Here is a 24,521-nt window from a genome sequence, read left to right as displayed (position 1 = left end):
GAGCCGACAGCAGGGCTTGACCCGAAAGAGAGGATAAGAATCCGCAACTTTATAAGCGAAATTGCGGAGGATAAAATAGTATTGATTTCAACCCACGTTGTGTCGGACATTGAGTTTATTGCAAAGGAAATTATACTTTTAAAAAGTGGTCAGCTCGTGTCGCACGATACCTGTACCAACCTTACAAAAGAAATTGAAAATAAGGTATTTGAAGTCGAAATTAATAAGGAAGAACTTAAATATTTTCAAGATAATTACCGTGTGTCAAATCTCTATCATAACGACGAAAAAATCATTGTAAGATTAGTAACTGATATCCCACCTGAAAACTATAAAATACAATCCGTAAAAGCAACCCTTGAGGATTTGTATCTGTATGTGTTTGAGAACGGGAAATAACAAAAACAGAAAAAATAAGAAGATATTTAATATGTGCTTGTTAAATGCCGACAGGTTTTAGCTTTTAATGCTATTACCTGTCGGCATTTTTATGCTCTTTTTTGCATTGAAAGCAGAAAGGACTTTATTGTTATACAAGAGCAGGAGTCCTCCAGTCAATTTGATTTTTTAAATTCAGATTGATTGGAGGACAAAATATGGACAACAAACGTCCCAAAAGAAGAAAGGATAAGTATAATCCTTACACATTACATACAGAAAAGGGAAAGTACTATATCTCATTTACAGATGCTAAAAATTGATTCAAAAAGTTTTAATATCTAAGAAAATATTTGATAGTTTTAATAAATTTGAGCTTGAAGATATTTCTTGGATGAATGAATACGACAGGCATTATGAACACTCTGAAATATACGAAAGCACATTACACGAAAGAGGCGCTATAAATGTTGAATGTATGGAAGAATACTTGGATAATACTCAGAATATGGAAAATTTGCACATGGCGATAAAAAATTTGCCGGAAGTGCAGAAACGCAGACTGAAAAAGTATTATTTTGAAGAAAAAACTTTTGACGAAATAGCGTTTGAAGAAGGCTGTACTTATCAAAGTATTCAAAGATCCGTGTATCGCGCAGTGAAAAAAATTAAAAATATTTTAAAAAATTCATAAATTAGGGGTGTGTTTTAGCTTTTAAGTGAGGAAACAGGTGAAGGGATTATTTCTCTTTTGCCTGTTTTCTATACTCGCCAAAAATAGAGCAGGCATTGTTCTTTGAAAATAAAATATCAGCACATCAGATACATTCCTTCTGCTGTTCGAGCGGACAAGCTAAATGAGCGAACTTCTATACAGAACTTCAGGACTCAGACATTGAAAGGCAAATTCAATGAGGGCGATGACAGGCAGATGGTATAATGATACTTCCGTCAAGTCAAAAGTCGAGCGTGATAAAACCGTCGCAACCAAAGATGGCGGCTGTGGGAGATCCTCACGGTGGTGAAATTCCAATGGAGCTATATGCAAAGCCGTTTGATGTGTTCCTTGTCGCAGGGCATTGAGGATAAATAGCGACAATCGGATAGTGTGAAATTTAGAACTATCCAAAACGATTGATGTTATCCCGACAGCAGAAAATTAAAAATCTTCTGCTGTCGGGCGGTGAAAAATAAACTTTATGAAAGAGGTGTTTTAATTGGGATTTATTATAGGACTTTTTGTCGGTGCTTTTATAGGTGTAGTTTTTATGTGCTTGTGCAATGCAGCGGCAAAAGCTGATGAGCAGATGAAAGATCATATAAATGACAAAAACAAAAAATAAGGAACAGGTGATAATTTGAACGAAAACTATATAAAAGAAAATAACATTGATTCAGAACACAGAATAGAATCTGTTATAAACGACTGCAAGGTCACAATCTGCTTTTCTAAAAACAGAAACTTACTGGTTGAAAGAAATGTTCTGGAAAACCTTTTGGATACATTTGAGAACAGAATGAACGCACAGATTGGATGCTGAATTTCTTTAAGTTCATTTTCAGATTTCGCTGGATATTATAGAAATTATGTAGTATTGTTGGTTTGCAAAAATCGTATGAAAGGGTGATAAAATGAAAAGAGTATACTGCTTGTACAGAGTATCAACCAAAGGTCAGGTTGATAAAGATGATATTCCAATGCAGAAAACCTCGTGCAGAGAATTTGCAGAACGCAACGGCTGGACCATTCTGAAAGAGTTTCAGGAAAAAGGTGTGTCGGGATTCAAGGTTTCGGCAAGTGACCGAGATGCTATTCAGGATTTAAAAGCCGCCGCAGAAAAGAAAGAATTTGATGTACTCCTTGTCTTTATGTTTGACAGAATAGGCAGAATTGATGACGAAATCCCATTTGTCGTCGAATGGTTTATCAAACATGGTATAGAGATCTGGAGCGTTAATGAGGGCGAACAGCGTATGGATAATCATGTGGACAAGCTTATGAATTACATACGATTTTGGCAAGCCAACGGTGAGAGTCAGAAAACGTCAGCACGTGTTAAAACTCGCCTTAACCAAATGACGTTAGACGGCAAATTTACCGGAGGTGTTGCACCATTCGGTTACAAACTTATAAAAAGCGGTGAAGTCAATAAAAAGGGAAAAGAACTTATGGACATAGTCGTTGATGACGATGAAGCTACAATTGTCAAAATGATATTTAATATGACTGTTAAAGAGGGGTATGGTTCATATCGCATGGCTGATTATCTTAACAGTCACGGTATACGAACTCATAACAACAGTAAATTTCAATGCAACACAGTAAATCGTATTCTAAAAAATAAACTATATTGCGGTTATATGATATCAGGCGGTGTTGAATCCCCATACATAGAAAGACTTCACATCATTGATGAAAATGTATATGAACAAGCACAATTTATATTAAGTCAGCGTTCTAACAAAAATGAAGAGAAGAAACAAATTGCAAGAACTACAAAAGGCAGTACATTACTTTCCGGAAATATCTATTGCGCTCATTGCGGTCAGAAGATGGTATCAACAAGCTATATCGACCGATACGACAGGGCAGACGGCAGTCAGTACAGAGTTCGCAGACAGAGGTATATCTGTACGAACAAAGCAATGAAACGAGGTGCTTGTGACGGGCAGTCGGCTTATGTAGCGCACAGAATTGACGGTGCCGTGATTGCAACGCTGAGGGATTATCTCGCTAAAATCAAATCAACACCAAAAGATATAGCACTCGAAAAACGCTACAAATCCGAAATATCGGAGCATAGGAGGAAGCAGACAAAGCTTGAAAAAGAAATTGAAAAGCTTAAAAGACAGGTGGTTGAATTGTCCGCCGAAATAGGACGCTCTTTACTCGGCGAAAGCCGCTTTACTCCAGACATACTGTCAGCTTCTATTGATAATACAAACGATTTACTACATAAAAAAGAAATTGAATTTAGTGATATAAGGTACAAACTTGCCAATCAACAAAATGCGATGGACAAGCTTGATTTTTATTACTCACAGTTCAGAACTTGGGCAGACGAATTCGATAATTCAACAATGGAGCAGAAGAAAATGATAGCTTGCCAACTTATCAAAGAAGTAAAAGTATCACGAGGGTATGAAATTGAGATTATCTTCGACCTTAATTATGAACAATTCTTATCTCTATAAAGACTAATAGATTGAATTTATAAATTCAGTCTGCTATAATATTTTTAGCTTAGAAGTGGGTGAATATATATGAGTGAAGAAAACAAGATACAAATTTTTGAAGATAAAAAGATTCGTACTGCGTGGAATGAGTCGGAAGAAGAATGGTATTTTTCCATAGTTGATGTAATTTCAGTTCTGACTGACAGTAACGAACCTCGTCGTTACTGGAGTGATCTTAAGAGAAAACTTAAGGCTGAAGGAGCAAACCAGTTGTACGAAAATATCGTACAACTGAAAATGCAATCTCCTAAGGATGGTAAAAATTACAAAACAGATGTTGCAAATACAGAGCAACTTTTGAGAATAATTCAATCTATTCCGTCACCAAAAGCAGAACCATTTAAAATGTGGCTTGCAGAAGTTGGCAGAGAAAGAATAGATGAAACTATTGATCCCGAACTTACCATAGAGCGAGCTCTTGAAACATACCTGAAAAAAGGATATAGCAGAGAGTGGATAAATCAAAGACTTCAGGCTATACAGGTAAGAAAAGAGCTTACTGACGAATGGGATTCTCGTGGTGTAAAACAGGGGGTAGAATATGCAATTCTGACTGATGAAATCACAAAAGCTTGGTCAGGAATGACAACACGGCAGTATAAAAATCTAAAAGGATTGAAAAAGGAAAATTTGAGAGATAATATGAGTACGCTTGAGTTGGTACTAAATATGTTGGCGGAAGCTACTACAACCGAGATTTCCAAGGAGAAAAATCCTCAATCATTTTCTGAAAACAGAAGTGTTGCAAAGGAGGGCGGAGAAGTAGCCGGAAATGCACGAAAAGATATTGAGGAAAGAACAGGAAAACCTGTTATTACTTCAAAAAATGCTGTTGATTTTTCAAATCTCATTTCCGATGTAATAGAAAATGATTTTGATAAAAGTGAATAAAGTATTTTGATTGCCTTGTGAGTTAAAAAATCCCGCAAGGCTTTTATTATATCCCGATTTCAAGTTTGTTTCTCGGATGCTTGGAAGATAGAATATTTTTCTGTTTGTTAATACTGGTGTGAGTGTAAATTTGCGTTGTTGTAATCGAACTATGCCCAAGCATTTGCTGAATATATCTGATGTCAACATCTTCTTCAAGCAGGAGAGTTGCAAAAGAGTGTCGAAACATATGCGGAGTAATGTGCAGCGGCACTTTTGCTCCGATTGCATAGCTGTTAATCATATTGCGAACAGACTGCTCCGATAGACGATTGCCAAGCCTGTTTATAAAGAAAAATCTGTTGGTTGTTATTTCACATTCAAACGCGTCTTTATACCTTTTAAGCAGAGCCTGAACATTTTGATTGCAAATTTGAATCAGTCGTTCTTTTGAGCCTTTTCCGTAAATTTTGATTATGTAATCATTAAAATCAATTTGTTCAGTCGTGAGTGTACATAATTCAGAAATCCTCATTCCGGTGGCAAATAGTAACTCAAGTATGAGTGCATTCCGCAGAGCAACTTTTTTAGCATACTCAGTTTTCACTTTAGTAAGTTGTAGATAAGCAAACCTAATAATTTGCTCAATATTATTTATAGGAATAGTTTTAGGGAGAATAAACGGTTCTTTATACTTGATTTGTATCTTATGAAAAGGATTAATATCAATAAGTTCCTCAATTTCAAGATAGTGAAAAAACGCTTTTAGCGAAGCAATTTTACGCTTCACACTCTTGGGCTTGTACTTAAAATGCAGTAAATCAATGTATTGCTCAATGGATTTTTTGTTTGTCCATTCAATAGCAGATTCCATAGTAAATTCAAAATACTGCCTTAAATCAATGGTGTATGATTTTATCGTTTTTTGATCGAGATTTTTTCTTGAAAGGCAAAAGTTTAGATAATCAGTTGTTAGATTATTTGCTTGTGCATTTTTTATTTCCATCGCATATAGCTCCTTATATTTAATAAAATTATTATGCAATAGAAAACAAAGAAAGTCTATTCAAATGCCTAGATTTATTTTGCATAAAAGTATGTTTATAAAGCAGTGAACAAGATTCTATTATGCAAAATACATAAAAATACCGTGTGAAATTTTATAACTGATTTGCGTAAAAGTTATTTAAACATTTGTCAAATTATGTTATAATTAATACCATAAGGGTAATTATAAATATTTTTGTATTACGTACCCGAAATATAGATTTAGTTAAGGTTTAATACTTTTTTCTTAGAATGAGATTAAGCACTACATAGACATACACCAGTTGAATGTAAGCTGTGTAGCGTATTTTGTTAACAGAAATGTATTATTGACCTTACCTGAAAATAATGAATAAAGGATAACTTAGAATTATCAATCATCAAGGGGCTATAGTATGAGCGCTAAGAATCAATTTGATTGGATATCATTTTATGAGGAGTTTGCAGATAAGCTACTTGCATATAAGGACAATCGGCAGGAGCTGATTGAAAAAATAAAGCAGGTTTATGAGGTTACAGGGATAAAACTGCCGACTATTGATAGAGATAAAGGCGGAAATAATATCCTTGTTGATATTGATCCTTTTACAGTTTTTGGATTATTTAATAAACAACTAACTGAAAAGAACAGAATAAAACTTATTACTGAATTCAAGGAATTGTTTGACATAAAAGCTGATGTTCCTATGTCTTTTGACGGAATTCCTGTGTTAAGTCCACTAAAATCTACTTTTTTCTATTTTGTAGATAACAGAGGAGAATCAGATATACAAAACCTCTGGTCAATTTTTGAATTAGCGCTTACTCTGTCAAAAAACGATACAGAAGAAAACAGACAAGAGTTTATTTCTGTTTTTAATACAGTTAGGAAACAAAAAGGCGTAAAATGGAATTTGTCAATGGGCTTATACTGGATTCGTCCCAACAGATTTATAAATTTAGATTCACGCAATAGGTGGTTTATAAAGAATAATGACAGCTTACCTGAGTCAATTACAGCCACAGTAAAAAATCTGCGTGATACGCCGAAAGCAGAGATATACTTAAAACTTTGTGATGATTGCATTGCTTATATTCAATCTGACAAATGTTCCTATAAATCATTGGCAGATTTTTCTTGCAGTGCGTGGAGTGTATCTAAGCAAGATGATGAATATGAGAAACTTTCCGAGAAAAGCGATGCTAATTCCGGCGCAAAGTTCCTGCGTTGGTTCAAACCTCTTTTGCAGGCGCTCAAAGATTTAGGCGGTTCGGCTACTCCGAAAGAAGCACGAAATAAAATTATAGAAAACGAAAAGCTGACCGAGAAAGAAACAAGCGCTGTTGTTGGCAAAACGCAAACGCCTGAATTTAACAATGACGTTGCTTGGGCAAGGCAGTACCTTGTCAGAGGCGGTTATTTGGACAACAGCACGCGTGGCATTTGGAAACTTACCGAAAACGGCTGGACTGTTGATATGACAGATGAATTAGCATCAAAGATATTCAAAACGATTGTTAAAGAAAACCAGCAAGATAAAGAAGATAAAGGCTCAGCTCTTGCTGACGAAGATGTAAACACAAAGCGTTATTGGATTTACTCGCCCGGCAATAATGCTTCAAAGTGGAGTGAATGTACCGAGAAAGGAATTATGCTCATCGGTTGGGGTGAAATCGGTGATTTGACACTCTTCACTTCAAAATCGGAAATGAAATCTGCTATGCAGGACACCTACGGCGACAATAAGCCTTATCGCAATGCAGCTCTTGCTACTTGGCAGTTTGCCAATGAGATGAAACCGGGCGATATTGTTTTTGCTAAGCAAGGTATGTATAAAATAATCGGTCGTGGCGTTGTTGAGTCCGGTTATATATATGATGACAGTAGCGAAGATGAGTATAATAACACCCGTAAAGTAAAGTGGACAGACATCGGTGAATGGGAACATCCCGGTAAGGCAGTTATGAAAACGCTGACCGATATTACCCAATATACAGAATACGTTGAAAAGCTCAATGCAATGTTTGATACAGAAGATGATGACGATGATATTGACGTCGAGGAAGAACCGCTGAACACCTATACCAAAGAGAACTTCCTTGCAGACGTATATATCAGCGAAAAACAGTATGACACTTTAGAAGGACTGCTCCGAAAGAAATTGAATGTCATTTTGCAGGGCGCTCCGGGTGTCGGTAAAACATACGCCGCAAAGCGTCTTGCCTATTCAATGATGGGTGTTAAGGACCCCGAACGTGTGCAGCTTGTTCAATTTCATCAAAGCTATTCCTATGAGGATTTTGTCGAGGGCTTCCGCCCGTCAAGCACAGGAATGAATTTTGAAATTAAGAAGGGCGCATTTTATAACTTCTGCAAAAAAGCGTCCGATGATAAAGAAAACGAGTATTTCTTTATCATTGATGAAATCAATCGTGGCAATCTCAGTAAGATTTTCGGCGAGCTGTTTATGCTGATTGAAGCCGATAAGCGAGGTAATGATATTCAGTTGCTCTACTCTTCGGACAAGTTTTCCGTCCCGAAAAATGTTTACATTATCGGTATGATGAACACAGCTGACAGAAGCTTGGCGATGATTGACTATGCGCTCCGCAGGCGTTTTGCGTTCTATGAAATGAAGCCTGCGTTTGAATCCGAGGGCTTTAGAGAATATCAGTACGGATTAGAAAATGATAAATTCAACAAACTAATTGACTGCGTTATCAGCCTGAATCAGAAGATTGCCGACGACGAATCTCTCGGTGAGGGCTTCTGTATCGGTCACAGCTATTTCTGCGATATTGAGGAGATTAAGGAGAACACGCTGACCGATATTGTGGAGTTTGAAATTATCCCCTTGCTCAAAGAGTATTGGTTTGACGAGCCTTCAAAAGTGAAAGAATGGTCTGACCGTTTGAGGAGTGCTGTCAAGTGATTCCGATTCAAAATATCTACTATATGCTCTCCTACGCATTTCAGGTGCTTAATGAGCAAGGATATAAAAGTGTGGCGACAGAGCATTTTGAGAATGTGGCGGATTTATGCGCCGCAATACTGATTAAAGGCTTGTCAAAGCAGCTCAAGCGTGGTCTGATGAAGGACTATATCCCGAAGCGTGAACCGCTGACGGCACTGCGTGGTAAAATGGAAATTTCGGAAACACTGAAAACAAATTCCATTATCAAGCGGCAGGTTGTGTGCTCCTACGACGAGTTTTCCGAAAACGCCTATATGAACCGTATCATCAAGACGACAATGCTGCGCTTGATGGTAGCGGACGTTGACAAGAGCCGCAAAAAGGAAATGAAAAAGCTTTTGGTTTTCTTGGTTAATGTCGAACCGCTGCCGATTTACAGAATCAACTGGAATCTGCGCTATGACCGCAATAATCAGACGTACCGTATGTTGGTTTCGATTTGTTATTTGGTTTTGAAGGGCTTGTTGCAAACCCAGTCGGACGGCACGTCAAAGCTGATGGACTTTCTCGACGAGCAGCGTATGCACCGCTTGTATGAGAAGTTTATTCTGGAATATTTCCGCAAGGAGCACCCGGAACTGACCGTCGGCGCACCGCAAATCCCGTGGCAGCTCGACGACGATTTCAGCGATATGCTGCCGGTTATGAAATCGGATATTGTGCTCGAAAAAGACGATAACATTCTGATTATCGACGCTAAGTATTACGCCCATTCCACACAGCAACGGTTTAATAAGGCAACCGTCCATTCAGCAAACCTGTATCAGATTTTTACCTACGTCAAGAACAAGCAGGAAGAACTGAAGGACAGGCAAGTAACCGTTTCGGGAATGTTGCTCTACGCCAAAACAGACGAACAAATTGTCCCCGACAACACCTATCAAATGAGCGGCAACCAAATAAGCGTGAAAACGCTTGACTTGAATTGCGGGTTTGATGAGATTCGGGAGCAGTTGGATAAGCTGACGATTTAGAAAGGTAAAAAATATGCCATTCAATAGAGAAAGTTATAAACAGATAGCAACGCAGGGCTTTTTTTCTGAATATCTTCCGCCATGTTTTTTCTTGGATAAAAAGGTTTTAAATTATGTTCCACCCGAAAACTGTGATATAATACAACCATATTGTTTTACAATGAGCAAATATGATCAGGCTGATTCCAGAAGAAATATTTATATTCCTGAATTAGGATCATATCTTGTATTACACGAATATATGTGGAATAATAATTTGCTGAAAGAATTGATAGATTTTACAAAAAGTGAGGATTATTCTTTTTCTCCAGTTATTAATCAACAAGGTCAAATTTATAGATTTGAACAATCATATGGACAAACAGAGGAAGTATTAGAGGAATCTTTTGAAATATGTTCTGACTACATAGAAAACATATCAAAAAAAATAATAAAGGCAACTGGAGCAAAACTGATTCTAAAATTAGATATATCAAATTTTTATGGTGCCATTTATACACATTTAATTCCTACTATAATTATGGGATATGAATTAGCTGTTTCAGAATATCGTCAAAGCCAAAAAGGCGAAAATTTAAGTCCAACATATGAAAAATACTCCAAACTTGATAAATTAGTTCGTAGAATGAATTCAAATCAAACAAATGGATTATTAGCAGGTCCTTTTGTTTCTCGATTGATATCAGAAGCGCTGCTTACAAGAATAGATAAAGAAATAAAATCTGAAAACATCCGGTTTGTCAGATATGTTGATGATTATGAAATCTTTGTTTTTGATGATAATACTGAAACGACAAAAAGCAAAATTGATTTGATTCTTAGAAAATATAACCTAACTATTAATAACGAGAAAACAAGAGAAGAAAAATTCCCATATTATATTAATAAGAATCTTAATAAACTATTTACTGATCTACACATTGATGAATTTGATAATGAACATCTAATGGATATGTTTAACAGCTTTTTTACATTAGAAAACAAGGGAACAAAGGGAGCAATAAGATTTTTGTTAAAATCTTTAGAAAAAGATCCCATTGATATATCAAATTCAGAATTATACAAGGCATATCTGTTAACTATATTACAGAACAATAAACGCTCTTTAATTAAAGCTTGTCAGATTTTAATTGAGAAGAAATCCGAAAACTTTTGTATTAATGATAAAGATATTACGTTAATTAAAAAAATACTTCTACGCAGTTTGCGGCAAATAAATGATTTAGAAGTAATTTGGTTATTGTACCTATTAATTGAAATTGAGGGAATCGAAAGAGATGATGATATAATAATTCAGATATGTTCAAGCAAAAATGAATTAGCTCAAGTAATGCTATTAAGAAAAGGATTCATATCTCAGGATTTAAAGCAAACAATGAAATCATCCTCGACTTCTTGGATATTGAATTATGAATTGTTTTCTGAAAACATAATAACCGAAGATGAATTCAAAGAAAAACTTACAATTCACCAAAACTTGAATATGTATAACAAACTAAAACAAAAAGGAATCCATTTTTGCGAATTCTAGCAAACAAACTGGAACGGGAGAAGATGAAATTAATCATCTTCTCCCGTTGATTAAACAAGTATCAATTCATTATTGACAATTTCTTCTGCACGGTTGCGTATATTATTCATTCTCTTTACCCACAGCATTTGATTATCTGCTTTGAGTTGGTCGGTTATACCTTCCTTTTCGGCAAGCTGCTTTACTAACCGAAAGAACATATCCTCTGCCTGTTCGTCAATATCGGCGAGGTAGGCTGTGAGCTTGCAACTCGTCAGCAGGTTTGTATATAAGATGGGACGATGATGTTTGATATATTTCAAATGCCGCTTGCCCCAAATGCCAATTTTAACCTTTGGCTGTTCGGGCAATTTCAGGTCGGGTAAAAGGTAATCACCTTGCTGTGTATATGTAATCTTATTTGTCATAATTAATTCCTCCATAGTGGTCGAAAAAGTGTGTACAAAGTTCGATGTAAATTGCCAGTATTTATGCGATTCTTAGAGTGTTGAACTTAATGGGTTAAGGTATCATCATTACCAACCTCAAAATCCGCAAATATACCGTTTACGAGCTTTTGCTGACAACCTTCATTTTCTCGATTTTAGCGTTAGCCACCTTAACCAAAACTTCATCAATGAGGTCGGTGTATTTACCTTCGGATATTAGTCTATTCCTCAAATCATTTAGGCTTTTAATCACTAATCGCCTTTCTTCATAATTTAGATAGACGTGATACTTTGTATTCATTCTGCTTCCTCCTTCAAGAAATCAGTAAAGGAAGCTGTGTTGCTAACAAAGGTATCGTAAGTAAACTGAGCACCCAAACGAAAGCCAACAATAAAACTATCTAATTCCGATTCCCCTAAAACGATATTTGAAGCATTTGCATATGACAAAAAAGTTTTCTTATCATCTCCTGACAGGCTTTTCGTTAAGACTTCCTCTGCGTTAGCAAGAATAGTCATATATTTTTGAATATAACTGCCTTTTTGGTAACTGCGAGTTTGTGGATCAATATTCCCATAGAACAATTCTGAAATAATGTTTTTCATTTTGTAAAACCTCCGTTAATCTTGATTATATCCTACAAAATCAATCATTCCGACTGTTTTACATAAGACCTTCTTTATCTCTAATACCCCGTGGAATGTTTTTAGTGAACTGGGATTGTGCGAGTGCTGTTTAAGAACCAAATGTAGTATGCGAGGCAGTTACTTTCCCTCCTTACAAAGTAAGTTGGGGGAGCCAGAAAACGACAGGTTTTTACCTGTCGTTTTTTTAGTGAAATAAATCCTTACGGATTTGTGAAATATGCTTTGCGTGTGAAATATTCCTTCTGAATGTGAAATGCCTACGGCGTGAGCTGATTTATTTCGTTTCACTTTCTGTGTTAGCAGAAAATTTCACAATACGTTATGTAGTATTTCACCGTTTGCACAGCAAACAATTTCACGGAGCAGTTGATGTGTGGAAACGAAATTTCAACCATGTCAAGCAGCTTTTTGATTACGGCAGTTCCGTTCGTAAGGTTATGTGTACAACCAATGCGGTTGAAAGCATAAATTCAAGTTTCAGAAAAGTTACAAAAAAGGGTGCTTTTCCAAATGAAATGCACTACTCAAATTGCTCTATTTACGCACAACTAGGCTTTACAAAAAGTGGAATGGCAGTAAGGTTCAAAATTGGGCTATGGTCAGAAATCAACTGGCTGCGAATGAAAAAATCAGTGCCCGTATTAAAAAATACGAGCATATGATTTAAGGCATTAACATAATTTTTTATGATCTTTAAAAACTTACACACTTTTCTTGACAAAGCCTCATATCTATTATTATAATGATGATGACCATGAACTCCCATTCCCAGGAGAGAAAATGTCCCCGGATGGTGGTAATAACCGGTATGTTTACACAATTTACGGTGTGAACAATCCGAGAGCTATTTTTAATAATAACACTACTGATGCTGCAACCAGACAACAACATCCCGGTATCAATCAACCCGGAATTGAAATAACAGAAGATGAAATGTGGGTGGTAAATGAAACTGCATATAGCCAGAAACCACAGGGAATTACTGTTCATTTTTATCGTCCTTCTAATTGGGAATATTGGGACACAAGAATTTACTTCTATGAAGATAATGATATTCTGATGTCATGGCCTGGTACTCTCATGAATAGTCAAATGGATGATAATTGGTTATCCTATACGATCTATGGTGTGGAAAATCCGAAAGTAATGTTCAATGATTCGAAGAATAAACAGATACCTGGTGTATTGCAACCTGGGCATTTGGTTACACAAGATGTGTGGTTTAAGGATAATATTTGGACAACATATGAACCAGATTAACTGATTCATTATAAATTTCTAAAGATGAAGGAGCAATTATGTTTGCTCATTCATCTTTGAAATTAGTGCTACAAACTTTTGAAAGGTTTTATATATGAAAACAACTAGATTAATACGAGTAAATATAGTATTTGCAATATCTTTTTGTACAGTTTTTATTTTAATGTTTTCAAGTTGTAAAGAGCTATACCCTATAACAAAAACTGCTGAAGGATATACATTTGAAATTGATGAAAATCAAAACGCTACATTGATAAAAACCGATATATTGGCTGAAACCATTGAAATTCCTTCGGAAATTTCTTCATATAAAGTCAAAAAGCTAAGTTGTGTAGAAGAAGCTGCATTAGTTGGGGTGTCTCTTACAGGTGTATTTGAGGGAAATAATGTTGTAAAAGAAATTATAATACCTGAAGGAGTAGTGGAAACTTATGGCCCGGCTATAGCTAATTGCTATAATCTTGAAAAAATTACTATACCAGGCACAATGACGACATTTGACGTAGTGCGGTGTGATAATTTAAAGGAAGTGAACATTGTTGACGGAGATACTATTACCGAATCCTTTAGTTTCAGCGATTGTTCCGGGCTTGAAGAAATATACTTACCGAAGCAAATTAACAAAATCAGCACTAATGCTTTTGCTCGTTGCTATTCATTAAAAAATGTGAAGTTTTCAAAAAATGTTTATTGTATAGAGAGTGTGGCTTTCCAAGGATGTACTTCACTTACAAATATTGATTTACCCGACAAGCTATCAGAAATAGGTTCAAACGCTTTTCAATGTTGTACTTCTCTGCAAACTATTGATGTTCCGTCAAAGGTCAGGATTATTGAGAGCTGGACATTTGATGGTTGCAAATCTCTTGAAATAGTGAATTTGCCTGAGGACTTAATAAAAATAGGTGACGGAGCTTTTCGGGATTGCGTTTCTTTAGAGAGAATTAATGTCTATGATGAATGTGATTACATTGCGGACAACGCTTTTGATGGATGTGATAAACTTACAATCTGCGGAATGAAGGGTAGTTATGCAGAACAGTATGCAAAAAAACATAACATACCATTTGAAAAATTGGATACAACAATTCAGTCTGTAAATTAATAATTATCGGTTTGTTGATAATTAAAACTATATTTTTTACGAGAGAATTTTAATATGATGAAAAAAATATAAATTACCTATTGGGATATTGTGTGCAGTGATAGCGATACTTATATTGCTGCAAAGCTGTTCAAGTGAACATTGGTGGTTTGGGTACACATATGAAACCGATGGATATACAAATAAATCGGCAACAATTGTAAAGATAAACTACCCGTCAGAGAAAGTTGTAATTCCTTCAACAATATTTTTCCATAAAGTAAATGCTTTAGGCGGATATGTTACAGGATACAATTTGTGGGGAGCAGAAAGGAAAGGAATGTTTGAGGATAACGATATAGTAAAAGAGATTGTTGTTTCTGAAGGGATAGAGTATATATTTAACAGATGTTTTGACCATTGTATTTCATTAGAAAGCATACAACTCCCAAGTACTATAAAACAATTCTCTTTTACGAATTGTGAAAGTCTGAAAAATGTTAATTTTAATGGTGATGTAAAAGAAATTGAAAGTTTATCATTTTCAGGCTGTTCTTCATTAGAAACGCTTGTAATTCCGGATAATATTGCTGATCGTGGTATAGCATACGGTGCTTTTTCCGGTTGCACATCACTAAAAAGTATAAATATTCCCGATAATATTACTGCAATACAACGATATACATTTAGTAATTGCATATCCTTAAAACAGTTAGTTTTGTCTAAAAATATTAAGAGCATTGAATGGGGTGCTTTTGAAAATTGCACCTTGCTGGAGAAAATTATCATTTACGATAAGGCAGAACATATTGCGGATAATGCCTTTGAAGGTTGCGATAAGCTCACAATCTATGGAATAAAAGGCTCATATGCAGAACAATATGCAAATGAACACAATATACCTTTTGAAGAATTGAATAACATAGTTGACTGATTATATTTGCGGAGATTAAATAAAGTCAAATTTTAGAATTTAAATGCCGACAAGTTATAGCTTTTAATGCTATTACCTGTCGGCATTATTTTTTGCCCTTTTGCGTTGAAAGCAGAAAGGGCACTTATGATTTATAGAAACAGAAGTCCCCCAATCGACCTGAATTAAAAAATTCAGATTGATTGGAGGAAAAATTAATGGATGTAAATTGCAATAGCAAGTTGAAACAATTTTTTGAGAATAGTGTAAATCTAATTAGGGTACAAATTTTACTCGTGGACTGTGAAAAAACAGCATTGCAAAAAACAATATGGCACATAACCGTTATCACTTTCGGTTATGTGCCTTTTGTAGTTTAATAAGTTTGTTAAGAATACCACGATTGATTACAGTCAAAAACAAGGAAGATTTCAGTGTGTTAATTTCCAAAGTAAGTTCCACCATGAAAGTTACTTTGGAAATTAACTATTTACTTTTTTGTTTAAGTTTGCGGTAAATATGAATTGTATAATCCGTTTTATTGTGTTATTATGTAGTAAAATAGTGTGCAACATTGGTGTTTTGAAAAAATTATGTTGCTGAAATTAAACTTGAAATAACTGACGGGTGGCATATGGTTCGCAAAGTTGACAAAACAAAGCTTCTGACTGTTGTCGGGATAATTATATTCCTGTTTGGAGGTGCGGTGAGAATTTTTTCTCATCTTACTTCCTCGGCGGACAATTATATTGAAAATTTTGATGTTATTATCTTTTCCGGGCTTATTATAGGCTGGGGTGTGTCTGTTGCATATCGCATTGTTCAGAAGAATATACGAATCTGCCTTGTGATATCTGCGGCGCTTATGCTCTTGTGGATGGCTCTTCGTGCCATAAAATACAACAGTCCTGCCGACATCAACACATATGGACGGTATCTTTGGTATTCATATTACATAGCAATGGTGTTTTTGCCGCTTATGATGTTTTTTGCAATGCTGAATATCGGTAAGCCCGAAAATACAAATAACCGAAAATATCTTTTGATTATACCTGCCGCCGTTCTTGTGCTGCTTGTTATGACGAACGATTTTCATCAGCTTGCTTTTGTATTTGAACCCGATTTTCACAATTGGAACAAACAATACAGTTACGGTCCTGTTTACTATGTAATTGTAGTGTGGATTTTTATACTTGTACTTTCGTCAATTGTGCTTTCAATAAATAGATGCAGAATTTCCGCAACACGCAAAAAGCTGTGGATTCCGATTGTAATAATTCTTGTCGCAATAATTTACACACTCTGGAATAATCTGAATCACGGATATTCGGGACTTAGAATTTACAATGTTCCCGAGGTGTTCTGTTTTGCCTCAATTGCTCTATGGGAAAGCCTTATTCAGATAGGTCTTGTGCCGTCAAATACGGGTTACGGCGATTTTTTCAATGCGTCAAATCTTAACACTCTCATATTTGACAATGAGGGCAATGTGAAATACCGCTCAAAAAACGCAACAAATGTTTCAAAAGATGTTGTTCTGCAAAACGGTAACAGTGTTGTGATTGATGAAAATATAATTCTTAAAAAGCATAATATAAAAGGCGGTAAGGCAGTTTGGACGGAAGATATATCGGCAATTAACCGAATTAACAGAGAACTTTCGGAAGTAAAAGAGCAGATTTCGGAATACAATGTAATCTTAAAATCAGAGGCAGAGCTGAAAAAACGAAGAGCGGCAGTAACCGAACAGAACAAGCTCTATGACAGTATAACTGAATTTATCCGTCCTCAGCTTTGCGACCTTGAAAATATACTCAAAAACATTGAAAATAACAGCGGAGATATTTCGGTCAATTATGCCCGTGCCTGTGTTGTGAATGTTTACATCAAGAGAATAAGCGATCTGCTCATTATGGCAAAAAGCAGAAAAATGCTGAATGCTTTTGAGCTTGAAAACAGTATCCGAGAACTTGCCGAGTACATTTCTGTTTACGGAATTTCGTGTTCGTTTTTCAGTAATGTTTCGGGAGAAATTTCAGCCGAAAAAACTATTGCACTTTTTAAATTCATCGGGATTTTTATAAGGCATATAATGAACTGCACAGATGCGTTGCTGTTTAATTTAAAAGTCCATGAGAAATTTATTGATTTAAAAATCAACTGTGACAGCAAAAATGAAATGAAAATTCCCGATGATTTACTTGACGATATTATAAAACTCGGCGGAAATGTCACCACGGAATATGACGCTGACACGCTGTTTGTGTTTGTTCGTATGCAAAGCGGAGGTGATGACATATGACACCCATCCTTGAAATGCGTTCGTTTGTTTGTGTTATATTGATGAGTGTGCAATTTGTTGTTGCCTGTGCGGCAATATACAACGCAACGCAATCTTTTCTTTATAAAATCAGGTTGTGGAAACCGATTTCAGCGGTTATAATTGCAGTAATCTCTTTGACAATGTTTTTGGTAAGCACTCATGTCTTGAGTAAAATATATTATGATAACCAAATTAATAAAATGTCTGAATTTTTTGGCAGAATGCCGTTTGCTCTGTCTGTCGGCATAACGGCATATTGTGCTGTAATGTCTGTGTATATAACGATAAGGCTTCATCATTGCAGGAATACCGATATTACCGCAATGTCAATTAAAGAAAGCTTTGACGGCTTGCCGACAGGACTTTGCTATTTTGACGAAAACGGACTTGTTGTATTGAAAAATAACCTTATGGAAAGCATATGCCTTGAACTTACGGGTAAATCGCTTAATGTTGCAATGCCCTTCAGAGAGAAGATAAAAGAGGCTTCTCAATATGAAAATGACGGGGCATTTACAGTCAGATTAAAGGACGGCAGGGTTTTCAGCTTTTCGTTGTCGGAAACGGAAATTTTTTCAAAACCGTATTTTCAGCTTGCGGCAACCGATATAACAGAGTTTACAAAGCTTACATCAACCTTGGAATATGAAATAGGCGAGTTAAAAAAGGTTAATGCTCATCTGAAAAAATACAATGAAATGGTCTGTGACCTGACAAGAGAAGAAGAAATTCTTCGCACAAAAGAGATAATTCATGACAGGCTCGGCAGTACGCTGATAACAACAAGAAGATATCTTGAAAACGGCACTCTGTCTGAAAATAACAGTAAATTACTTGAAATGTGGAAAAACAATATTTCTGTTTTAAATACCGCAGAGAATGATTGCAAAGACGAAAACTTTGCTAAGGATATTGAAAATGCCGCAAAGCTTGTCGGAATAACGCTTGAAACAGTCGGAAATCTTCCGACAGATAACAATGCGGTTGCACGGGTTCTGACTTTTGCAACAATGCAATGCCTTAACAATGCCGCAAGACACGCAAAAGCAGATAAAATGATTCTTGAAAGTCTTGACGACGGTGAAAAATATATTTTTAAATTTGCAAATAACGGCAGAAAACCGCCTCGAAAAATCAATGAGGGCGGCGGACTTTCTTCCGTAAGAAAAAAAGCAGAGCAAATCGGCGGAAGCATGAAAATATCGACTTCCGAAATTTTTGTTCTTGAAATCACAATACCGAAAAGCGAGGTGCTGCAGTATGACAAGAGTGCTGATAGTTGAAGATCAGTCAATGCCGAGAACTTTATTTGAAATGTATGTAAACCAAAGCGAAAACTATACGCTTGCGGGCTCAATAAGTAATGCCGATATGACGGATTATCATTGTGAAAATTCCGATGTTGACTTGATTTTAATGGATATATGCACTTCAATGGGGGCAAACGGTCTTGAGGCGGCTGAAAGAATAAAAGCAAAGTTCCCGAAAATTAAGATAATCATTGTTACCTCAATGCCCGAATATTCCTATCTAAAGCGTGCCAAGGAAGCAGGAGTTGACAGCTTTTGGTACAAAGAGGTAAGTCCCGAGCCTATTATTGAACTTATGGACAGAACAATGAACGGTGAGCGTGTGTTTCCCGACACAACTCCCAAAATTAAATTCGGCAACGCAATGAGTACGGATTTTACCGAAAGGGAGCTTGAGGTTTTGCGTGAACTGACAAGCGGTGATACAAACACGGAAATTGCCAAAAGACTTTACATTGCTCCGGGTACTGTCAAGAACTATATACAGTATATGCTTGAAAAAACAGGCTTTAAGTCAAGAACAGAGCTTGCCGTAAAGGCAAGAGAGGCGGGACTTGTAATCCTTGACGATAGAGTTAACGACAAATAAATACTTTTTTCTGAATATGTGCCGTTTGGCACATATTTTTTTGCTGTTAAAACAGTATAATACAATTACAGGATATAAACTGCTCAGACGGTGAATATCTTTTGTGCAAAACGCTATCTTTGTCCGATTAATAATCAAAGACAAAGGTGCATAAAATTTATTATTTAATGACAGGAGGAAAAACTATGGAGGCAAAAGGTTCAACTTTTCTTAAAGTAACGGGAATCCTTATGATTGTATTCGGTGCTATTGCATTGATTGTGTCAATCATCGCCATTCTCGGTATCGCCGCACTTGCAGCTTTTAACGACGGTACATACGATATGACTATGCTTTATGTCGGCGGCGTTTTCGCACTTATCAGTGCGGTTGCTGAGTTTGTTGCAGGTATTATCGGCGTTATCAACGCAAAACTTCCGCACAAGGCAAATACATGTATTGTATGGGGCGTTGTTGTTGCTGTTATGTGTATTGCAGGCGAAATTATCAGCATGATAGGCGGATCACAGTTCAATGTATTCTCTCTTATCTGCGGTCTTGCTATCCCTGTACTTTACATTATAGGCGCTGTTAAGAACAAAGCATAATTATTTTATTATTTACCCCCCTTTTAATTACCCACCGTAAATATTTTTAGCACAAGGTCACAGCTGTCCGAACAATCGGGCGGCTGTGCTTTTTTGTTTATGTTGTGAAATATGCCGTTTGGCACATCCATATTCTATCGCAAAATTGTACAATATAAGTGAAAGATATAGGTGAAAAGGGGTGATGTCCGTTGAAGAAAATTTTGCTCAGTGTTCAGAATAATTTGCTCAGTGAGGCTATTCAAAATGCCCTTGTAAAGAAGGGAAGATTTTGTATTGAAAATGTTTCACCGAATCAAGACGGGAAAATTCTTGATTTGTGCATTGCAGAAAGAGTTGATGTTTTGCTTATGGATGTCACAAGACTTGCCGATTCAACTATTGAGAAACGGCTTGAGCTTTGTGGAAAAGTAAAGGAATATCTGCCAAGCTGTAAAACGGCTCTGCTCTGTGACGAACAGGCATATCCCGACCTTGCCGACAGGGTTAAACAGGCAAAACAATTCGGAAAAATAAGCTCGTTTTTTTATTCATCCGTAACGGCAGATTATCTTGCCGCCGCACTTGACGCACTTTAAAAAGGAGGTACTGTTTATGGGTATATTTGACAGCTTAAAAAATATGACAAATCAGGCTGTAAAAAACAATGTTTCAAAGGCCGTTTCGGGAGCGGTAAACAATGCGATGCACAAAAGCAAAACATTTGTATTTGCCGATTATCCGAAAAATGCAGATGAACTCAAAAAAATGCCGGAGCTTGACTTTTCGTCACCTCTTTCAACAGCGGCATTTGCTATGCTTGTGTTGCTTGAATATGACGAAAGTCCGGAAAACACAATAGAAATGCTTAATGTATTAAAAGGACCTCAGCCGATGAACGGGATGGATGTTCAGTTTTTGCGTGACAGAATCAAGGGCAGGGGATATATTCCTCGCTCATATTTTGAGGGTTCATCCGTGAAGAACGATTATACACCGAATGTTCCGTACAAAATAACCGTTTCCGAGTATGCATATACCTATCAGAGCGAGGGTTATGCAAAGGTTCAGGTTCAGTCGTCGGGAGCAGACTCACCTCGTCCGATTGAGCTTCGCAGAAAGGGCAATCAATGGTTCTTATGGCGTAATCTTGCACTCTCTGACATACGAACTCCGGCTTCGGTTGACCCTTGGGCATGAAGGAGGGATTTTTATGAAAATCAAGAAAAAAGTAAAGCGTATTTCGAGTGTTGTTTTATGCTTTCTCATGCTGTTGACAACACTTCCTATGACAGCCATAACCGCAAATGCGGCGGCTCAGGCTTATATCAAATATATCGACACCGAGGTTTACATAGGAGATGTCCTTAACATTATCGTGGGAGTAAACGGCGGCAGTACAGGCGAAACCTTTACCTATCAATGGCAGGCAAAATATCCGAGCCTAAACTGGGTTAACCTTTCCGATAAAACCGACAGACCCAACTCGAAATTTTCGGGTGTTTTTACAGACCATCTTAAATTTCAGACCTACGCAGAACTTGTAGGACCTGACTCAGGGTGGAAAGATGTTGTCTTTAGATGTAAAGTAACGGGCTCAAAAAGCGGTACTTTTTATTCGGGAAAATGTAACTTTCCGGGACTTCTTGAGAAGACAGAAATTCCTATAATTGGATTTTTAGGCTTGGAGAAACCTGAACAGCGGAAAATCCCCTCTACTACGGCAACTCCGATAAACAGCACTTACTACAGTTTTGATTATATTGAGTGGTATGAGTACAAAAACAACAAAGTTAGCAGAAAGCTCAACGACGGAGAAGCTTTTGACAGCGGTATGTATTGTTGTCAGCTATACTTTAATATGAACAAAGGATATGCGGTTGACAAAGACGCAGTATGCGGTTTGTACAATGGCGACAGTCAGGCGACAATTCTTCAGGATGAAACCACAGGTCAATATTATATTTGGGCATATTACAATGTTCCATATGAATCGCCATCATTTACACATCAGTTCCCTGAGGCAGAAATTATGATTATGAAAGGCAAAGAAGAAATTATATGGGTTGCTGCCAAAAATGCCGCAAGCTATCAGTGGCAGATGAAAGTAAAGAGAAGAACACCCACCGGTATAATAAGAATGTGGAAAAACATAGATGACGACTCATCTACATTAAACCAGTTTTCCTTCAAGGGTACAAAATCAAATACTTTGAGAATCAGACCGAATACGGATTTTGATGAAACTCAGTTCAGATGTGCTGTTACGGGTAAAAACGGTGATGTTATTTACAGTGAATCGGTTAAAGTGACGCAAGAGGTTAAGGCCAATATTATAATGAACCTCAAAACAGGCGGCTCACCGGATGATACTATTACTGTTAAGGTGGATAGATACACTTTTGACGGCGTTTATAAGGATAGCTTTGAAAATGATATGGAAAACAGTAATGTAAAACCCTTATATTTTGGTTTTCAAACATTCCCAGGCAAACATGTCATTACTGTAAGCAAACCGCAGTGTATTGCAAGGGTGTATGAGATATATCTGTATAAAGACGATATTAGTTTTGATGTAAACATTACAGTTCCGTATGATGTCAATATGGACGGTGTTATTAATGTTGTGGACGCAACCTTGGTTCAAAAATACATTGTCGGGCTTGAAGAATTTGACGATTACACTTTTAAAATTGCAGACACAAACGGTGACGGCACAATATCAGTTATTGATGCTACAAATATTCAGAAGAAAATCGTGAATCTTTTGTAAAGGAGAAAGTTTATGGGACTATTTGAAAAGAAATATTGTGACCTTTGCGGTGACAAGGTAAACGCCCTCACAAGGCAAAAGCTTTCAGACGGTTATCTTTGCAGCGACTGTAAGCACAAGCTCAGTTCGCTTTCATCAGGCTGGAAAAACAGAACATTAGCAGATGTTAAAGCTCATCTTGAACAGCGTGAACAGAACAGACAGAAATATTCGGCATTTGTTCAGTCGGCAAGTGCCGGTACAAACGAAAAGCTTGTTGTAGATTTTAATAACAGAAAATTCTATTTTACAATAGGCAGAGATTTCAAAAACAGCAATCCTGAAATTTTTGATTTTTCACAGCTGCAGGACTTTTGGCTTGAGCTTGGATATACAACTCTGCAGGATTCCGACCGTGACGGAATTCCTGATGAGTATGACCGCTATGATAACCGTCAGGGCAGGAACAGCGGTTTTAGCAGTCAGTTTGATACAACAAACTCATTTTCGGGGCAAAACGGTATGCTTGATGTTCCGCTTGCACTTCAGCCGTATGTTCGTGATACAAACACATCGTCATCACCGCAAAGAATATCTTCTTTAAAAGCAAAATTCATCGTAAATCATCCGTTCATAACCGATATATCAATGTATGTTGATTCGTCAATCGGTACTGTAAGGAATGAGCTTATGAGAGCGTTTGATGACGGAATGCAGTTAATGAGACTGTGTGAACAAATAAGGAACGGTATGCAGAACAATATGGGTTATCCGCAGAACGGAATGTCCATGCAGAACAATATGGGTTATCCGCAGAACGGAATGCCTATGCAGAACAATATGGGTTATCAGCAAGGCGGAATGCCCATGCAGAACAATATGGGTTATCAGCAAAGCGGAATGCCTATGCAGAACAATATGGGCTATCAGCAAAGCGGAATGCCTATGCAGAACAATATGGGCTATCAGCAGAACGGAATGCCCATGCAGAACAATATGGGCTATCAGCAGAACGGAATGCCTATGCAGAGCAACACAGTAAATCAGCAAGCTCCACAGCCGTTTACTCCGCAAAATGCTGCGGCAATTGTTTGCTCGGCTTGCGGATATAAGCCTGACGGCAATCCGCCGAAATTCTGTCCGTTCTGCGGGGCTGCCATGACATAACCGATATGACTTTACGGTCGTTATTTCATAATATTTCCAAACGAAAAATGCGTGTAAAAAAAGAAATTGTATCCGTGAGCTATTCAAAAAATCATTCAAATTTTGACTACTGCTGTTCTTTTTATGTGCGAAAAAAAGGTGTAAATTTCCTTTTTGACGCTATCTGCAAATGCGGTTATATCGCTTTTGAAAATGTTTTGATCGACGAAACGGATATGAGACTGCTGTGCGACACCGCCGAAGACGCATTGGAAATTCTGAAAAAATATAATCCAAAAAACAAAGGACTGACAGTCGATGACGCCACGGTTACAATCGTTGAAATCATATTTTCCGACAAAAACAGTATGTCGGTCAGTATGACGGAACAAACCTTGGATTCGCTCGAAAAAGCGTTCTTTGCCCTTGCTGAAAAATATTGCAAAGATGTTTAATATCTAAAAATAATTGAAAAGCAACCCTATGAAAACAACCCCACGGTAAAATAATC

The 24,521-nt window shown here is 36.9% G+C and carries 25 protein-coding genes and 2 pseudogenes; 23 read left to right on the top strand and 4 right to left on the bottom strand.

The annotated features are described in order from the left end of the window. From AC2HW8_RS09510 to AC2HW8_RS09480, 7 genes and pseudogenes are all read left to right on the top strand, one after another. Positions 1–399: pseudogene (locus AC2HW8_RS09510) on the top strand (ABC transporter ATP-binding protein); the annotation flags it as partial. Between the two features lie 298 nt (positions 400–697). After that, on the top strand, positions 698–1,072 hold the full coding sequence (locus AC2HW8_RS09505; protein ID WP_484327491.1) for a sigma factor-like helix-turn-helix DNA-binding protein: 375 nt from the start codon (positions 698–700) through the stop codon (positions 1,070–1,072). 245 nt (positions 1,073–1,317) lie between these two features. Beyond that, entirely contained in the window at positions 1,318–1,461 is a 144-nt protein-coding gene (locus AC2HW8_RS09500; RefSeq protein ID WP_484327490.1) for a hypothetical protein, read from the top strand. Between the two features lie 134 nt (positions 1,462–1,595). Beyond that, entirely contained in the window at positions 1,596–1,721 is a 126-nt protein-coding gene (locus tag AC2HW8_RS09495) for a DUF3789 domain-containing protein (protein ID WP_301914162.1), read from the top strand. Positions 1,722–1,736: 15 nt separating this feature from the next. Next, positions 1,737–1,919, top strand: coding sequence for a hypothetical protein (locus tag AC2HW8_RS09490; RefSeq protein WP_301914161.1), 183 nt, complete (start codon positions 1,737–1,739; stop codon positions 1,917–1,919). Positions 1,920–2,010: 91 nt separating this feature from the next. Then, a complete protein-coding gene (locus tag AC2HW8_RS09485; RefSeq protein WP_484327489.1) occupies positions 2,011–3,573 on the top strand; it encodes a recombinase family protein in 1,563 nt (520 codons plus the stop codon). 69 nt (positions 3,574–3,642) lie between these two features. After that, complete coding sequence (locus tag AC2HW8_RS09480) at positions 3,643–4,506, top strand: BRO family protein (protein WP_101028650.1); 864 nt, start codon at positions 3,643–3,645, stop codon at positions 4,504–4,506. A 46-nt stretch (positions 4,507–4,552) separates the two neighbouring features. Here AC2HW8_RS09480 and AC2HW8_RS09475 read toward each other — a convergent pair whose 3' ends face one another. Further along, the gene (locus AC2HW8_RS09475; RefSeq protein WP_484327488.1) at positions 4,553–5,491 is read right to left on the bottom strand and encodes a tyrosine-type recombinase/integrase; all 939 of its coding nucleotides are present in this window, start codon (positions 5,489–5,491) and stop codon (positions 4,553–4,555) included. Between the two features lie 436 nt (positions 5,492–5,927). On the opposite strand from AC2HW8_RS09475, the gene AC2HW8_RS09470 reads away from it, so the two are divergent. Genes AC2HW8_RS09470 through AC2HW8_RS09460 form a run of 3 tightly spaced genes read left to right on the top strand, consistent with a single transcriptional unit; the run spans position 5,928 to position 10,991 of the window. After that, positions 5,928–8,444, top strand: coding sequence for an AAA family ATPase (locus tag AC2HW8_RS09470; RefSeq protein WP_484312869.1), 2,517 nt, complete (start codon positions 5,928–5,930; stop codon positions 8,442–8,444). Beyond that, complete coding sequence (mcrC, locus tag AC2HW8_RS09465; protein WP_101028643.1) at positions 8,441–9,460, top strand: 5-methylcytosine-specific restriction endonuclease system specificity protein McrC; 1,020 nt, start codon at positions 8,441–8,443, stop codon at positions 9,458–9,460. Before AC2HW8_RS09470 ends, mcrC begins: the two co-directional genes overlap by 4 nt. A gap of 13 nt (positions 9,461–9,473) precedes the next feature. After that, on the top strand, positions 9,474–10,991 hold the full coding sequence (locus AC2HW8_RS09460; protein ID WP_101028642.1) for an RNA-directed DNA polymerase: 1,518 nt from the start codon (positions 9,474–9,476) through the stop codon (positions 10,989–10,991). A 50-nt stretch (positions 10,992–11,041) separates the two neighbouring features. Here the strand turns inward: AC2HW8_RS09460 and AC2HW8_RS09455 are convergent, their stop codons facing one another. The 3 genes from AC2HW8_RS09455 to AC2HW8_RS09445 all read right to left on the bottom strand — a co-directional run bounded on the left by AC2HW8_RS09455 (position 11,042) and on the right by AC2HW8_RS09445 (position 12,025). After that, positions 11,042–11,398, bottom strand: coding sequence for a TnpV protein (locus AC2HW8_RS09455; RefSeq protein WP_181980532.1), 357 nt, complete (start codon positions 11,396–11,398; stop codon positions 11,042–11,044). 139 nt (positions 11,399–11,537) lie between these two features. Then, on the bottom strand, positions 11,538–11,720 hold the full coding sequence (locus AC2HW8_RS09450; protein WP_118102036.1) for a hypothetical protein: 183 nt from the start codon (positions 11,718–11,720) through the stop codon (positions 11,538–11,540). Then, positions 11,717–12,025 (bottom strand): DUF6809 family protein, encoded by a 309-nt coding sequence (locus AC2HW8_RS09445; protein ID WP_118102037.1) that lies wholly within the window; start codon positions 12,023–12,025, stop codon positions 11,717–11,719. Before AC2HW8_RS09445 ends, AC2HW8_RS09450 begins: the two co-directional genes overlap by 4 nt. Before the next feature lie 395 nt (positions 12,026–12,420). Here AC2HW8_RS09445 and AC2HW8_RS09440 point away from each other — a divergent pair. The 13 genes and pseudogenes from AC2HW8_RS09440 to AC2HW8_RS09380 form a co-directional block, all read left to right on the top strand. Further along, positions 12,421–12,734: pseudogene (locus AC2HW8_RS09440) on the top strand (transposase); the annotation flags it as partial. Between the two features lie 47 nt (positions 12,735–12,781). Beyond that, positions 12,782–13,327, top strand: coding sequence for a starch-binding protein (locus AC2HW8_RS09435; protein WP_484327487.1), 546 nt, complete (start codon positions 12,782–12,784; stop codon positions 13,325–13,327). Positions 13,328–13,421: 94 nt separating this feature from the next. Further along, positions 13,422–14,432 (top strand): leucine-rich repeat domain-containing protein, encoded by a 1,011-nt coding sequence (locus tag AC2HW8_RS09430; protein ID WP_101070893.1) that lies wholly within the window; start codon positions 13,422–13,424, stop codon positions 14,430–14,432. 97 nt (positions 14,433–14,529) lie between these two features. Continuing rightward, positions 14,530–15,345: a leucine-rich repeat domain-containing protein gene (locus AC2HW8_RS09425; protein WP_484327486.1), complete on the top strand. Its 816-nt coding sequence runs from the start codon at positions 14,530–14,532 to the stop codon at positions 15,343–15,345. Between the two features lie 613 nt (positions 15,346–15,958). Then, positions 15,959–17,626 carry a histidine kinase N-terminal 7TM domain-containing protein gene (locus tag AC2HW8_RS09420; protein WP_484327485.1) on the top strand — a complete coding sequence of 556 codons (1,668 nt, stop codon included), beginning with the start codon at positions 15,959–15,961 and terminating at the stop codon, positions 17,624–17,626. Further along, positions 17,623–18,930, top strand: a complete 1,308-nt coding sequence (locus AC2HW8_RS09415; protein ID WP_484327484.1) for a hypothetical protein — start codon at positions 17,623–17,625, stop codon at positions 18,928–18,930. Before AC2HW8_RS09420 ends, AC2HW8_RS09415 begins: the two co-directional genes overlap by 4 nt. Further along, on the top strand, positions 18,908–19,546 hold the full coding sequence (locus tag AC2HW8_RS09410) for a LuxR C-terminal-related transcriptional regulator (protein WP_484327483.1): 639 nt from the start codon (positions 18,908–18,910) through the stop codon (positions 19,544–19,546). Before AC2HW8_RS09415 ends, AC2HW8_RS09410 begins: the two co-directional genes overlap by 23 nt. Before the next feature lie 185 nt (positions 19,547–19,731). Next, positions 19,732–20,133 carry a hypothetical protein gene (locus AC2HW8_RS09405; RefSeq protein WP_021883621.1) on the top strand — a complete coding sequence of 134 codons (402 nt, stop codon included), beginning with the start codon at positions 19,732–19,734 and terminating at the stop codon, positions 20,131–20,133. Positions 20,134–20,324: 191 nt separating this feature from the next. Then, positions 20,325–20,711 carry a hypothetical protein gene (locus tag AC2HW8_RS09400; RefSeq protein WP_117967778.1) on the top strand — a complete coding sequence of 129 codons (387 nt, stop codon included), beginning with the start codon at positions 20,325–20,327 and terminating at the stop codon, positions 20,709–20,711. Positions 20,712–20,727: 16 nt separating this feature from the next. Then, the gene (locus AC2HW8_RS09395; RefSeq protein WP_015524285.1) at positions 20,728–21,312 is read left to right on the top strand and encodes a DUF6935 domain-containing protein; all 585 of its coding nucleotides are present in this window, start codon (positions 20,728–20,730) and stop codon (positions 21,310–21,312) included. A gap of 13 nt (positions 21,313–21,325) precedes the next feature. Next, positions 21,326–22,885: a dockerin type I repeat-containing protein gene (locus AC2HW8_RS09390; protein ID WP_484327482.1), complete on the top strand. Its 1,560-nt coding sequence runs from the start codon at positions 21,326–21,328 to the stop codon at positions 22,883–22,885. 12 nt (positions 22,886–22,897) lie between these two features. Next, on the top strand, positions 22,898–24,031 hold the full coding sequence (locus tag AC2HW8_RS09385; RefSeq protein ID WP_484327481.1) for a DUF4428 domain-containing protein: 1,134 nt from the start codon (positions 22,898–22,900) through the stop codon (positions 24,029–24,031). Between the two features lie 74 nt (positions 24,032–24,105). Then, entirely contained in the window at positions 24,106–24,465 is a 360-nt protein-coding gene (locus AC2HW8_RS09380) for a hypothetical protein (protein WP_147339878.1), read from the top strand. The last annotated feature ends 56 nt before the right edge of the window (positions 24,466–24,521 follow it).

It is taken from the genome of Ruminococcoides sp., from assembly GCF_057037865.1.
Note: the sequence above shows the minus strand (reverse complement) of the source record. Positions and strands in the feature narration are given on the sequence as shown.

Bases quoted from the DNA above. Each gene is read 5' to 3' on its own strand.
- AC2HW8_RS09450 (WP_118102036.1), bottom strand. From the start codon at position 11,720: ATGAATACAAAGTATCACGTCTATCTAAATTATGAAGAAAGGCGATTA.
- AC2HW8_RS09420 (WP_484327485.1), top strand. From the start codon at position 15,959: ATGGTTCGCAAAGTTGACAAAACAAAGCTTCTGACTGTTGTCGGGATA.
- AC2HW8_RS09395 (WP_015524285.1), top strand. From the start codon at position 20,728: ATGGGTATATTTGACAGCTTAAAAAATATGACAAATCAGGCTGTAAAA.
- AC2HW8_RS09475 (WP_484327488.1), bottom strand. From the start codon at position 5,491: ATGGAAATAAAAAATGCACAAGCAAATAATCTAACAACTGATTATCTA.
- AC2HW8_RS09445 (WP_118102037.1), bottom strand. From the start codon at position 12,025: ATGAAAAACATTATTTCAGAATTGTTCTATGGGAATATTGATCCACAA.
- AC2HW8_RS09485 (WP_484327489.1), top strand. From the start codon at position 2,011: ATGAAAAGAGTATACTGCTTGTACAGAGTATCAACCAAAGGTCAGGTT.
- AC2HW8_RS09430 (WP_101070893.1), top strand. From the start codon at position 13,422: ATGAAAACAACTAGATTAATACGAGTAAATATAGTATTTGCAATATCT.
- AC2HW8_RS09405 (WP_021883621.1), top strand. From the start codon at position 19,732: ATGGAGGCAAAAGGTTCAACTTTTCTTAAAGTAACGGGAATCCTTATG.
- AC2HW8_RS09410 (WP_484327483.1), top strand. From the start codon at position 18,908: ATGACAAGAGTGCTGATAGTTGAAGATCAGTCAATGCCGAGAACTTTA.
- AC2HW8_RS09415 (WP_484327484.1), top strand. From the start codon at position 17,623: ATGACACCCATCCTTGAAATGCGTTCGTTTGTTTGTGTTATATTGATG.
- AC2HW8_RS09500 (WP_484327490.1), top strand. From the start codon at position 1,318: ATGATACTTCCGTCAAGTCAAAAGTCGAGCGTGATAAAACCGTCGCAA.
- AC2HW8_RS09385 (WP_484327481.1), top strand. From the start codon at position 22,898: ATGGGACTATTTGAAAAGAAATATTGTGACCTTTGCGGTGACAAGGTA.
- AC2HW8_RS09390 (WP_484327482.1), top strand. From the start codon at position 21,326: ATGAAAATCAAGAAAAAAGTAAAGCGTATTTCGAGTGTTGTTTTATGC.
- AC2HW8_RS09470 (WP_484312869.1), top strand. From the start codon at position 5,928: ATGAGCGCTAAGAATCAATTTGATTGGATATCATTTTATGAGGAGTTT.
- AC2HW8_RS09480 (WP_101028650.1), top strand. From the start codon at position 3,643: ATGAGTGAAGAAAACAAGATACAAATTTTTGAAGATAAAAAGATTCGT.
- AC2HW8_RS09455 (WP_181980532.1), bottom strand. From the start codon at position 11,398: ATGACAAATAAGATTACATATACACAGCAAGGTGATTACCTTTTACCC.
- AC2HW8_RS09460 (WP_101028642.1), top strand. From the start codon at position 9,474: ATGCCATTCAATAGAGAAAGTTATAAACAGATAGCAACGCAGGGCTTT.